Genomic DNA, 13119 nt, shown 5'->3' with positions numbered 1-13119 from the left:
TTAAGTAAATTTCTTGGCAGCAGCGACGCATAAAATCGTTGCTGCTGTAACCACCAACATTGACCAACTTACTTGTTCGTGTAACAAGACCGCAGCAATACCTAATCCCATTAAAGGTTGTAAGAGTTGTAGTTGGCTAATCGCAGCAATTCCTCCTTGTGCAAGCCCTTTGTACCAAAAGAAAAAACCTATCAGCATACTAAATAAAGACACATAAATAAGACCTACTAAAGCTGATGTAGATACGCTCTGAAATGAAGCTGGCATATAGAAAATAGTCAGAAATAGCATAAACGGTAATGATAAAATTAGCGCCCAACAAATGACCTGCCACCCTCCTATTTTTCTTGAAAGTACACCGCCTTCTGCATAGCCAAAACCACATAAAATAATCGCCATTAACATATAAAAGTCTCCTATCCCAAGTGAGGTATCACCAGAAATCAAAAACATATAAGCGAAGACAACCGCACTCCCTAAGACTGCAAATATCCAGAAAAATTGATTAGGTTTTTCGCCGCCTCTCAACACAGCAAATATTGCCGTTGCAAGCGGCAAAAGACTAACAAATACAATTGAATGGGCTGCATTCATGTATTGGAGGGCAAGCGCTGTAAATAGAGGAAAACCTATCACCACGCCTAAAGAGACGATGGCAAGAGGCCACCAATCTTGCTTGGCTGGTTTTTTTTGTTTTAAAACCAAAATAAGAATAAGACCTAAAATACCTGCAATTGCCGCACGTGCCGCAGTTAGAAAACCCGGTTCGAACCCCATTACGGCTACGCGTGTTGCTGGTAGTGATCCCGCAAAAATAGCCACGCCAATAAAACCATTCACCCAGCCATTCATAAACCTATTCATAATTTTCTCCGTCACTATACGAAGAATTTAAGCTGTGCTAAGGTGAATAAACCAGATACAAAGCAGTACAATTCAAAAGAACTGTAATGTATTAATAACCAGTACAGTTCGGATTGTAAGCCAGTGAAACAGAACAAAACCAAAATTGAAATTGTCATTTCAGAGATTGAGCAACAAATAAAAAATCGGTCTTTAATGCCTGGAGCACGCTTACCATCTGTACGCAAATTAGCGAATGATCTTGGCTTTTCGGTTTCAACCGTCGTAGAAGCCTATGAAAGATTAATTGCTCTAGGCAAAATCGAATCAAGAACTGGGTCTGGTTTTTATATTGTTGGTCCGCTTGCCCCTCTTTCTTTAAGCGAATTAGGCCCTAAATTAGATCGCTCAGTCGACCCATTATGGATTTCACGTCAATCCTTGGAAGCAAAAGCAGATGTTTTTAAGCCTGGCTGCGGTTGGCTACCTGATGACTGGATGCCATTAGATAGTATTCGTAAAGCATTAAGGTCGGCCGCAAGAAGCCCAGATGATTGTTTGATGGGTTATTCAACGCCATTAGGATTACCCGCTCTACGTGACTTACTGGCAAGACGCGCTCAAGCAAAAGGTATCAATGCAAATCTTAATCAAGTGCTTTTAACAGACTCAGGAACTCAAGCAATTGATTTAGTATGCCGATTTTTACTAAAGCCTGATGATGTCGTTCTCATTGATGATCCTTGTTATTTTAACTTTCATGCATTACTTAAAGTCCATCAAGTCAAAGTTATTGGTATTCCCTACACACCAACAGGTCCTGACTTAGAGGCATTTAAAGAAGCAATTGAAACTTATAATCCACGCCTTTATATCACCAACTCAGGAATTCATAATCCGACTGGTGCAGTACTTTCTCTTTCTACGGCGCATCAATTATTAAAACTTATTGAACAATCAAATTTGATTGTTGTTGAGGATGATATTTTCTCAGACTTTGAATATAGCCCTGCTCCTCGGCTTGCTGCTTTGGATAATCTTTCACGTGTCATTTTTATTGGGAGTTTTTCTAAAACTTTATCGGCATCTATTCGTTGTGGTTATATCATTGCTAAACCAGAATGGATTGATCAGCTCACCGACCTGAAAATTGCCACAAGCTTTTCTCACAATGGTGTATCAGCTGAAGTTTTATTAAGTGCTTTAACAGATGGTTCTTATCGTAAACATATAGAATTATTAAAGGTCCGATTAGCAAAAGCGATGCACGATACCATTACTCAGTTAGAACCTTTGGGTATAAAACCATGGATTAAGCCTCAAGCTGGAATTTTTGTTTGGTGTCATTTGCCAAAGGGAGTTGAAGCTTCAGAAATTGCAAAATATTGTATTAATCATCAGGTTATTCTTGCGCCAGGAAATGCGTTTAGCCAAGCTTCCAATGCTGGTCAATTCATACGCTTTAATGTAACACAGTCAAATCATGACCATATCTATAAGACTCTGGCTGATGCAATTCAACAAGAGTCTTAGTTGGCAATAAGAGAAATTAAGCTTGTTTCTGTTTTTGCTGCATATATGCAAAATAACCTGGCCCAGCTGAAACCTGAACTTGTTTTGCATGTAAAGGTTCACGGCAAACCGAACATACCATGACTGGTTCAAATTTATGACCACAAGTTTTATGACGATATTCTAAAGGTTTACCTAAACCTTGATCCATCCATTTATCTGCCCAATTTGCCATAGATAAGATAATTGGATAAAGCTCAAAACCTTTATCAGTCAATTTATATTCAAAGCGTTCCTGCCGATCAAAATAAGGGGCTTTGACTAAAATTTCATATTCAACCAAACGCTTTAAACGATCCGAAAGGACATGACGAGTGACACCTAATGACTTTTGAAAATCGTCAAAACGGCGTATTCCCATAAAAGCATTACGTAATATTAGCATCGTCCATCGATCGCCAATCACTGATAGCATACGAGCAACCGAACAAGGTTGATCACCGATGTCATCCCATTTCATCTTTATGCGTTCCTCGATATTTCCTAGCCTAATGGCCCTATTGTTTATACCCTAAACCACTTAGCACGATTTATGCAAGATTCATTATTAAAATAACTTCTTATCAAGCTTATGAAAGAATTTTCATTATAAAAAATTTAAAATTATTATTTAAAATTGCTTAATAAATATAACTCACTCAATTATATAGTGAGTTATATTTATCATTACTGGTTATTAATTTGAAATAAATACGCCCTTCAATATATAACCCGCTTCCAATTTTGCACTTGCCGGAATTCGAACCAGACAATTGGCTTGCATTAAATTACTGAGCATATGTGATTGCTGTTTTGCCAGACTTTTAACTTTGAGTTGTCCATTGTCAAAATAGGCATGCATTCTTAGAAAACGCTCGCGTGCATCTTCTTTTAAATCATGATCTAAAATTGCACTAAACCACACTGGCCCAGCTTGGTTTCCCTGCAAAGTGTCGAGCAATGCTTTACCGTAAACCTGCATAGACACATATACCGCAGCAGGATTACCGGGCAACCCCAGTAAATAACAGTGGTGATCTGATTCAGGATGAGAATATTCAGCAAAAAAGAGTGGCTTACCCGGCTTTTGTTTTACTTTCCAAAAGATCTGTTCAAAACCAACTTCAAAAGCACATGGCCGAACAAAATCATAGTCTCCAACAGAGACTCCACCCGTGGTTATGATGACATCATGGCTATCTTTTAATTGATCGAAATATTGTGTGACCTGTGCTGTCTCATCTGCCACATGAATGAGTTCAACATCTAAACCATAATCTTCAAACCAAGCTTTTAGTAATGGGCCATTTGCATCAAAGATTTTACCTTCAGCTAGATCTTCTGCTGTTTCGGCAACTTCATCACCCGTGATCAAAACAGCTACTTTCGGCGCACGATAGACTTCAACGGTTTGCACTCCCGCCATACTTAAGGCAGCCAAACTTCCAATATTCAAAAATTGTCCAACTTGCGCAAGTAACTGCCCTTGATGGATTTCTTCGCCCGTAAAACGGATATCAGCTTGAGGGCGTATATACTCCGTTAAACAAATCTCTTGTGGCGAAACAACCGATACGACTTCTTGCCGTGCTACATGCGTTGTCCCTTCAGGAATTTTGCCGCCTGTAAATATACGAATTGCTTGACCTTCACTCAAAATGTTATGACTTTCGCTTCCAGCACGAATCTCGCCAGTAATCTGAAACTTTTGATTATTTAAATCTTCGGCATGACAACAAAGTGCATAGCCATCCACAGCACTTTGAGAGAAGCTTGGCAAATTAATTTCTGAATAAATTTCTTTAGCAAGATACCTACTTAGGCTATTTTGAAGAGGTTGCTGAATTGAACCTAATTTTTTAGGTCGGTTACTAATCAGTCCAATTGCCTCGTCTACGCTAATCAATCCACGTTCTGCACCACAACCAGTCATTACTCATAGCCTCCCGGATGTGGTAGATCACGGCAAACATCAAAAATATGGACTAAGGCAGGTAAAATAGCAGCCATTGATTCGCTTGCTCCACCACGGCTTCCCGGTAAAGTCACCACTAAAGAGCGATCAATGAAACCAGCTACTCCACGCGACATTGCAGCATATGGCGTGCGTTTTTGCCCAAATGAACGCGCAGCTTCCATTAACCCATCTAGCTTACGTTCAAGAAGTGGCTCTAACGTATCGACCGTAATATCACGCTTACCAATTCCAGTTCCACCAACGGTCATAATGCAAGCATATGATTTGCTCAACTCAAGCACTAAGTTTTTCAAAGTATCCGCTTCATCTGGCAAAATTTGGTAATGAATTGGATCAAATCCTGCCTCGGTTAAAGTTTCAACCACAGATTTTCCGGCAGTATCGGGCTTTCTACCTGCTGCTACGGTGTCTGACAACACAATAACAGCAGCCGAAACAGGCTGACGAAGAACTCGCTTAAAGTGTGATTTGCCACCTTTTTTCTTAAGCAATTTACATTGATCCATCCAGAGTTCTTCTGGTTCACAATGCGGTTTTAACATGTCGTAAATGGTTAACCCTGCAAGACTTGCAGCCGTTAAGGCTTCCATTTCTACGCCAGTTGGACCAATGGTTTCCACCACGGTAATAATCTTTACAAAATCATGTTCTAATTCATATTCAACATCTGCACGATAAATCGGCAGTGGATGACACAAAGGAATCAGCTCATCAGTTCGTTTTGCTGCCAAGATTCCTGCTACACGTGCGGTTTTTAATGCATCCCCTTTTTCGGTATTTCCTTGTCTTAATAATTCAATACAGTGTGGTGGTGCATATAAAATCGCTTGTGCTTCAGCAACACGATAACTTTCCGGCTTCATTCCTACGTTTTTCATTATTTATCCTAGTCTTGCTTATTTCAGTGTGAGTGTTCATGGCCGGCATGATGGTGATGTTTGTGTTCGTGCAGTGCGTCCTTACGAATACAGCAGCCTTCTACATAGTGACTTGTACCATCTGTAAAGAACTCTTCTTTAAACACAGGCACTTCATGCTTTACCCGCTCAACCGCTTCTTCGCATGCTTGAAAAGCTTCACGGCGATGGGCTGCATAAGCAATTGCAATGATTGCTGTTTCGCCCACATCTAAATATCCAATCCGATGAACCACTCGCACATAAGATACCTGATACTTTTTCTCAATTTCCAGTTCAATTTCACGTATCATTTTTTCAGAAAGTGGTTTATACGAGGTATATTTCAATGCTTTAACAGCTTTACCTTCATGATGATTGCGAACCGTACCCATAAAAATATCAATTCCACCGCATTCAGGAAATGATTCAATAGGATCAAAGGTATCAAGGCTTAAAGCCTGCTCTTGTATACGTGCAAAATCTCGCATGGCTCATCCTCCTGCAACTGGTGATAATAAAACCAAAGTACATGGCTGATTTAAGGCAGATTGTCTGGTTATAACGTTATCCTCTATCGCACATGCACATTTTTCCATGGCCTGTGTGCATTCCGGATGTAAAGTCACAATTTGATCTAAGACATCTTTCACTAGAATATTGGTAGGACAAACGATCGAAAGATTTTGGGGAAGCAATTTTTCAATTGCACCGAATGATTCGATTTTAATTTGGATAGATTGCTGCATTTATCCCCCAAGCATATGCATACTGATTTTACGGGTTTGTTGATGTTGTAAGGCATGAAAGCCTTTTGCTTTGTGCCAGATATACGGCATAACTTGATCTTTTAATTGCTGACTATGCAGAACATGATCGGTTGAGTTATGTGCGCGTAATAATGCTTGAAGCTGCGGCTTAATATTTAAACCCTGCGGTGCAAATAGACAGTTATATAGCTCACCTTGTGCCGTTAGTCGTATGCGGTCACATTGGTGGCAAAATGAATGAGTAATGGTCGAAATGATGCCTAGAGTGTAGCTATCATTAAGTAGATATTGACGCGCTGGCTCATGTTGTTGCTCGATGACTTGTACCGAATAATACGGTTGCAACGCCTGTAAAATTTCAGCTTCACTCACCACATCTCTATTTGACCAAAGGGCATCACCATCAAGCGGCATGAATTCAATAAAACGTAGCGGAAAATGATTGGCGATTGACCATTTCACCATAGGTAAGATTTGATCGTCATTTTTATCTTTCATTAACACACAGTTAATTTTAAAGGGTAGCCCTGCATCTTTTGCAGCTTGAATACCCTCAAGAACTAGTTCTAACTTTTTCTTAGTGAGCTCTTTAAATTGAATCGGATCTAGGCTATCTAGACTAATATTTAAATCATCTAGACCAGCATCTTTTAATTGCTGAGCGTATTTTGCAAGATAATGTCCATTAGTGGTCATTGAAATACGCTTTAAACCTAATGCTTTTAAAGCTTGTAAATCGCGAACGAAATGAACAATACCTTGACGCATTAATGGTTCACCACCCGTAATACGGATGCTTTCAATACCTTGTTGCACCATAAAACTGCAAAACTGAAAGAGCGCTTCAAAACTAAGCAAATCTTGTTTATTTAGCCATTCAGGATGTTCAGGCATGCAATACACACACTTAAAATTACAGCGATCAGTTACTGAAATACGTAACTTTCGCTTGATGCGCCCATATTGATCTTGCAAAAGCATTGGCGCAGTTTCAGAGTGATATTGTTTCATTATTTGCACTCATATCGAGAACAGTTCAAATATTGCAAGCACTGATTATGAGCAATTAAACTTTTAAAATTGCGCCTTAGTAGTGCTTTGATCTTTATTGCAAAATTTGTTCCAATTCTATTTATCATCCATAACTTTTTGGGTTGTATTTGAAATTTCGGCCGTACCGTTTTAGCTCAAACTTTAAAGCTTTATAAAATCAGTGCGGCGTCAACCTTTTATATGCCCTACTTTATTTCTAGCACTTTTCTAAACGGATGGGTACATATTTATGGTAAGGTGTTTTAGATAAAGGGTCACAATGCTCACCAGAAATGAGCATGTTTAATTGTGGTCCAATCGGTTCTCCACCTTGAAAGCGCATGCCATAACCATGTGGAAGCGAAACAACTCCTTTTCGCATTCCCTCATCAAAATCTACAGTAACCTGAATTTCTCCATGTTGTGAGATACATTTGATTTGATCACCCATAGCTACATTTAAGGCCTCTGCATCTTCAGGATGAATTCGTAAAGCTCCTTCAGCATCTACTTTTCGCCATGCTGGGTCACGGTAAATTTGGTTGGCGTTATAACTACGTCGCTCACCTGATAAGAGGATAAAAGGAAACTCTTCTATATTAACGTTATGGCTTTTCAAGCTTGCGAGCTCAGTTAACATCTCGGGAATAGCTAGACGTATTTTCTTATCTTTATAAGCTAGCAGTATCCAGACTTCATCATATTCATGTTGCGATAAAACCATACCTGAACGTTGCTTTAAAATTTGTTCAAATAGTTTGACACCTTGTGTTAACGGATTACCCTTGTACCCTGCACGACTTACCGCTTTGGTGTGTAACACAGCATATTGAATCGACAGCGGCAATAAAAAAGCAACTGAACCAGCTGAGTTTTCTAACTGCTTACCTAAAGTACGGTAGATAATTGAAGCAGCAAAAGGAATATATTTTTTATTTCGTGCAAAAGTAAGTCCCAATGCCGACAAGTAAGGTAAATAGGCTGTTTTTTTCGAGTCGACCGCAGCTATTTTTTCTAAAATTGGAAAGCGTTTTGGAATCACCTGCATGGCTTCAAGTAATCGTGTATAAATTTCTGCCTCTGGCAAAGTATTCGTTTGAGCGGCCAATACAGGATGACGTAGGTGAAAACCATTTTTAGGAAATTCCAAATTAAAACCAGTAAATTCCCATTTTTCAAACTGGGTATGCGCTGGCAAAATGTAGTCCGCAAGCCTAGCGGTTTCCGTCATAGCAACATCAACCACAACCAACAAATCTAATGCTTTAAATGCTTTTTTGTAGGCTGGTGTATCAGGATAAGTTAATAACGGGTTACAGCTATCTACAAAAACTGCGCGAATTCGCTTTTCCCCTCCGTTTAAGATTTCATCGGGTAAAATATTAGGCGGGAAGAACCCAGAAATGGGGAACATTTTATGGTAAACACTCCGTCTATATTTCGGCTTTCTTTCATCTGTATCACTTAAGATTGGAATAAACATGGTATGTAAATTATTGGTACCCTGCTTTCCAAAGTTTCCAGTCAGTAAGTACAGTAGTTTTTCTAAATACCCGTTTAAGGTAGTATTTAAAGTATGTTGAATACCTAAATCGATACGTACACAGCCTCTTTTTGCCTTGGCAAAATCTCGAACTATCTGGTAAATCAAATCGACTGGAACATCTGCTTTGGCAATATAGTCTTCAATCGGCACACGACTAAATGCTGTTTTTACGTCTTCAAAACCTTGTGTGTGCTGCTCAATGAATGCTGCATCATAAAGCTTTTCTTTAATAATGATCGCAATCATGGCCGACATTAAAAAAGCATCTGTCCCCGGTTTTAATTGCACATGGATATCTGCTTGTTTGGCCGTTTCGGTAACACGCGGGTCAAACACCACCATGGTTCGGTTCGGATCTTTCTTAATATGTTTTAGCGTGTCTCGGGCGTTAGGGATACCATGTGCCTGAAAAGGATTTGTTCCAATGAAAAGTACATAATCTGCATGTTCAACATCTTCTGTGGTATGGCAAGCCTGACTACCAAACAAACGTCCATTGAGCCAAAAATCACCCGTTTTTTCTTGGGCAAGTGAGTTGTAAGCATAATAACTTTTCATGGCCAGCAAAAGCTGTCGGCCATACGCTGCGCCGAGGTGGTTACCCTGACCGCCGCCCCCAACCGAAGCAAAAGCAGTCCCACCAAAATCATCTCTAATCTGCACTAATCGATCAGCAATTTCTTGTATGGCAACATCCCAACTTACTTCTTGAAATGATCCATCGGGCTGACGTTTTAAAGGTGTGGTCAAACGGTCTGCGTGTTGCTGGTAATGCTGTAATCTGGCAGCTTTTTGACAAATGTAACCTTGAGAAAAAGGATGTTCGGGATCACCTTTAATTTTGACAAACTGGTTATCTTTAATTTCAACACTTAAACCGCAGTTTCTAGAACATAAGATACATGCGGTCACATCTGTTTTACTTTGCTGAGCTGTGTCCATCATTTTTCTGGCTCCGTTTATTTTTATACATCTGGCTAGAATTAAAATAACAAGTTCCAAAATAGAACTTATATATTAGATAGTCAAGAACATATCATTTTAAATTTGTTTATAACATCACTTTAGTTTGTAAATTGATAGAATCTAATGTTTAACTCGCGGTAAATATCTCTTTAAAAGCATTGATTTGTTTATATTGTTGGAGCTCATCCAAAGAGTTAATGCTATGAAAAAATAAGTTTTGTTTTTGGAATACGGCGACTTGTGCATGTAAAAGCTTAAAGCACTCTTTTAAACTTAATCGTTGTTTGTCAATTTGCTCTCTTATCGTGATCAGGCTTTCACGCTTTAATAAGCAAAATGGGTATAAAGCATCCCCATTAATTGAAACATAGGCTGCCTGAGCTTGTTTATTTTTGCGTAGTGCACTGTGTAATTTCGCAACGACTTGCGTAGGTATATACGTCACATCACAGGGAATACACAAAACATAATCTGCTTTTACATATGACCATGCGCTTTTCATGCCCATAAGTGGGCCGAAAAAACCGGAAGCATCATCTTGAAAACACTTAATATCAGGCACAATACTTTGATAAATCGAATAATCACGATGACTATTTACCCAAATTTCAGATACAGATGACTTTAGTTTTTGATGAATTTTGAGTAGTTGCGTATCGCCATCAAATTGCTGCAACAGCTTATTTAAACCATTCATACGGCGGGCTTGTCCACCCGCCAAAATGACCAGATCAGTTACGGGATATCCCTTATTCACACTTCCACCTCTTGTTGGCAAGCTTTAATCAAGCCACGAATCTCAGGTAAACATGAACCACAGTTGCCACCTGCTTTTAAACATGCAGTAACCTGTTTTTCATGGGTAATGTTTTGTGTTTTTATCACGTCGATAATTTTATTCTTACCTACTTTAAAACAACTACACACTAAAGGCCCATCATTATTAGTAGCCGACATTGGCATACCCGCTAGTAAAGCTTTTCGGTGCAAGGCGCTCAAACGTTCTCGTTTAAACAGACTCGCTACCCAATCACGGTCTGGCAATAAATCTGGCGGTGCAATATATAGACCTGCAATTACAATGCCATCTTTCAAAATAACGCTATGGCTCAATTGTGAAGAGATATCTTCTATGCTTAACCATTCAAAGGTTTCATCGGCAAATGGTAAAAAGCTTTTCAGATTCTTTTGAGTATCATGAAAAGTTTGGCGGTCTGCAAGTTCATAACGATTGGTTTTCACCATTTTGACTTTGGTCCACCATGCACAGTGATGTAGCGATTCTTGAATATGCGAATCGTATCCTTCACGAATATAGAGCACACCTTGCCAAGTGGTATAGAACGGTTGAATAGTTACAGGCGTATGTTTGAACTCAGGTTCACCTGAAATTGCATCAACTTCTGGATTAACGACTTTACCAATGCGGGCGTCGGATGAAACCTGTTCAGTCCAGTGAATCGGTGCAAAAATTTGCCCACGACGTACCCCCGATGAAAAGGTCACACGTAGTACACAACTGCCCCATTTCGAACGAACTTCTACTAAGCCTTGATCACGTACACCAAATTTCAAGGCATCACTTGGATGAATCTCACAGAATGGTTCGGCACGGTGACTGGTCAAATTTGGTGACAAACCAGTACGCGTCATGGTATGCCATTGATCACGAATACGTCCCGTGTTCAAAATGAGCGGATAATGTTCTGAAACTGCATGTACCGGATCAATTGCAACAGTCGGAATCAATTTTGCCTTGGCATTTTTATGACTAAACTGGCCATTGCCAAACAGTTGTTGAACGGCTTTAGCGTCTTGGTTTTTATCCCATAATGGCCATTGCACTGGTTGTAGAGCGTCGTACTCAGCAGTACTTAGGTTCATTAAACCTTTCAGGTTGAAATAACGAAAATTATTACTCTCTTCTCGCATATCCATGTCTGCATTGTCTTGTGCAGATAACGCTGCATGCTCATTAAAGATGTCACTTGCACTCGCAAAGTCAAAACCATCGAAGCCTAATTTTTTCGCGACTTGGCTAACAGACCACCAATCTGCTTTTGCTTCGCCCGGCGCAGGTAAAAAAGCACGTTGACGTGAAATACGACGTTCAGAATTCGTCACTGTGCCATCTTTTTCACCCCAACCTAAAGCTGGAAGCAAAATATCGGCGTAAGCTGTAGTATCCGTATCGGCACAGATATCTGACACAACGACCAATTCGCATTTCTCTAAAGCACGTTTCACCTGATCGGCATCTGGCAGACTCACGACTGGATTTGTCGCCATAATCCAGATGGCTTTAATTTTTCCAGCTTCAACGGCACGGAATAAATCAACTGCTTTTAAGCCAGCTTGAGTTGCAATAAATGGGCTATCCCAAAAGGTTTGCACTACTTTTTGATGTAATGGATTATCTAAGTCCATGTGTGCCGCTAGCATATTGGCTAAGCCACCCACTTCTCGACCACCCATCGCATTGGGTTGGCCTGTCATTGAAAATGGTGCGGCGCCGAGCTTACCAATTTTGCCTGTTAGTAAGTGACAATTAATAATGCTGTTGGCCTTATTTACGCCCTGACTTGATTGATTCACACCCATTGAAAATAGCGTGATTACCTTTTCAGTCTGCGCAAATTTCTCAAAGAACTGCTGTAATTTATCGAGTGCAATTCCCGTACGCTTTGCCACATATTGAATATCAGTTTCTGGCTGGCTGCTTGCCAAAACATCTTGCAGACCTTCGGTATAAACCTCTACAAATGCCTGATCAGCATGACCATTTTGATATAGATATTGGAATAGGCCATTGAACAATGCGACATCTTGGCCCGGTAAAATCGGCAAATGTAAATCCGCTTGTTCACAGGTACTGGTAAAACGTGGGTCAATTACCACCACAAACATATCGGGATTGTGGCTTTTAGCCTGCATAATTCGTTGATACAGCACAGGATGGCACCATGCGGTATTGGAACCAACCAAAACCACCATGTCTGCATGTTCAAAATCTTCATAACTTGCAGGCACAATATCTTCACCGAAACTCCGTTTGTGACCTGCCACCGCAGATGACATGCAAAGGCGTGAGTTGGTATCTATATTTGCAGTACCCAAATAGCCTTTTACAAACTTATTCACCACATAATAGTCTTCAGTCAAAAGCTGACCTGAAACATAAAATGCAATGCTGTCACGACCATATTGATCGATACAAGATTGGAATTTATCAGCAATTTTATTGATTGCCGCATCCCATGTCATTACCACTCGATCAGCTTTGCGCCCCATCATTGGTTGTAAAACACGTGTTTCTAATCCTAAAGTATCCGCAAGACGGCTACCTTTAATACATAAGCGTCCAAAGTTGGAAGGATGCTCAGCATCCCCCTCAACTTGCACCACAGGTCCTTGAGGTTTTTGTTGGACGTTTACGCTAACACCGCAACCTACACCGCAATATGGACATGTTGTTTTGATTGTTTTTGCAACATGATCGGAGCTATCGACTTCAACGCTTGGAATACTATTCATAAC

At 40.0% G+C, this 13119-nt stretch carries 11 protein-coding genes; 1 reads left to right on the top strand and 10 read right to left on the bottom strand.

Features of this window, described 5'->3' with window-relative positions; genetic code table 11:
- Entirely contained in the window at positions 1-864 is an 864-nt protein-coding gene (locus J655_RS14065) for a DMT family transporter (protein WP_025468383.1), read from the bottom strand.
- Between the two features lie 123 nt (positions 865-987).
- Here J655_RS14065 and J655_RS14060 point away from each other — a divergent pair, with 123 nt between their 5' ends.
- Positions 988-2376, top strand: a complete 1389-nt coding sequence (locus tag J655_RS14060; RefSeq protein ID WP_025468382.1) for a PLP-dependent aminotransferase family protein — start codon at positions 988-990, stop codon at positions 2374-2376.
- A 16-nt stretch (positions 2377-2392) separates the two neighbouring features.
- Here the strand turns inward: J655_RS14060 and J655_RS14055 are convergent, their stop codons facing one another.
- From J655_RS14055 to J655_RS14015, 9 genes are all read right to left on the bottom strand, one after another.
- Complete coding sequence (locus tag J655_RS14055; RefSeq protein ID WP_005068860.1) at positions 2393-2875, bottom strand: winged helix-turn-helix transcriptional regulator; 483 nt, start codon at positions 2873-2875, stop codon at positions 2393-2395.
- Between the two features lie 216 nt (positions 2876-3091).
- Positions 3092-4327, bottom strand: coding sequence for a molybdopterin molybdotransferase MoeA (locus J655_RS14050; protein WP_017480950.1), 1236 nt, complete (start codon positions 4325-4327; stop codon positions 3092-3094).
- Entirely contained in the window at positions 4327-5250 is a 924-nt protein-coding gene (gene moaCB / locus J655_RS14045) for a bifunctional molybdenum cofactor biosynthesis protein MoaC/MoaB (RefSeq protein ID WP_000799986.1), read from the bottom strand. Before moaCB ends, J655_RS14050 begins: the two co-directional genes overlap by 1 nt.
- Before the next feature lie 23 nt (positions 5251-5273).
- Positions 5274-5759 (bottom strand): molybdenum cofactor biosynthesis protein MoaE, encoded by a 486-nt coding sequence (locus J655_RS14040; protein ID WP_032006877.1) that lies wholly within the window; start codon positions 5757-5759, stop codon positions 5274-5276.
- Positions 5760-5762: 3 nt separating this feature from the next.
- Positions 5763-6017 (bottom strand): MoaD/ThiS family protein, encoded by a 255-nt coding sequence (locus J655_RS14035; RefSeq protein WP_032006875.1) that lies wholly within the window; start codon positions 6015-6017, stop codon positions 5763-5765.
- On the bottom strand, positions 6018-7058 hold the full coding sequence (gene moaA, locus J655_RS14030) for a GTP 3',8-cyclase MoaA (protein ID WP_080973514.1): 1041 nt from the start codon (positions 7056-7058) through the stop codon (positions 6018-6020).
- 229 nt (positions 7059-7287) lie between these two features.
- Entirely contained in the window at positions 7288-9561 is a 2274-nt protein-coding gene (locus J655_RS14025) for a molybdopterin-dependent oxidoreductase (protein WP_032052533.1), read from the bottom strand.
- Positions 9562-9709: 148 nt separating this feature from the next.
- Complete coding sequence (gene mobA, locus J655_RS14020) at positions 9710-10339, bottom strand: molybdenum cofactor guanylyltransferase (RefSeq protein WP_032052532.1); 630 nt, start codon at positions 10337-10339, stop codon at positions 9710-9712.
- Complete coding sequence (locus J655_RS14015) at positions 10336-13116, bottom strand: nitrate reductase (RefSeq protein ID WP_032052531.1); 2781 nt, start codon at positions 13114-13116, stop codon at positions 10336-10338. Before J655_RS14015 ends, mobA begins: the two co-directional genes overlap by 4 nt.
- Positions 13117-13119 lie beyond the last annotated feature (3 nt).

Source organism: Acinetobacter sp. 1294243, from assembly GCF_000588015.1.
GTDB classification, from domain to species: domain Bacteria; phylum Pseudomonadota; class Gammaproteobacteria; order Pseudomonadales; family Moraxellaceae; genus Acinetobacter; species Acinetobacter pittii.
The sequence above is the reverse complement of the archived record's forward strand: the minus strand, read 5'-3'. Positions and strand labels throughout refer to the sequence as shown.

What these genes read in the sequence shown, in the direction of transcription:
- J655_RS14050 (WP_017480950.1), bottom strand. Translation starts at nt 4,327, where the DNA reads ATGACTGGTTGTGGTGCAGAACGTGGATTGATTAGCGTAGACGAGGCA.
- J655_RS14015 (WP_032052531.1), bottom strand. Translation starts at nt 13,116, where the DNA reads ATGAATAGTATTCCAAGCGTTGAAGTCGATAGCTCCGATCATGTTGCA.
- J655_RS14055 (WP_005068860.1), bottom strand. Translation starts at nt 2,875, where the DNA reads ATGAAATGGGATGACATCGGTGATCAACCTTGTTCGGTTGCTCGTATG.
- J655_RS14025 (WP_032052533.1), bottom strand. Translation starts at nt 9,561, where the DNA reads ATGATGGACACAGCTCAGCAAAGTAAAACAGATGTGACCGCATGTATC.
- J655_RS14065 (WP_025468383.1), bottom strand. Translation starts at nt 864, where the DNA reads ATGAATAGGTTTATGAATGGCTGGGTGAATGGTTTTATTGGCGTGGCT.
- J655_RS14040 (WP_032006877.1), bottom strand. Translation starts at nt 5,759, where the DNA reads ATGCGAGATTTTGCACGTATACAAGAGCAGGCTTTAAGCCTTGATACC.
- moaCB (WP_000799986.1), bottom strand. Translation starts at nt 5,250, where the DNA reads ATGAAAAACGTAGGAATGAAGCCGGAAAGTTATCGTGTTGCTGAAGCA.
- J655_RS14035 (WP_032006875.1), bottom strand. Translation starts at nt 6,017, where the DNA reads ATGCAGCAATCTATCCAAATTAAAATCGAATCATTCGGTGCAATTGAA.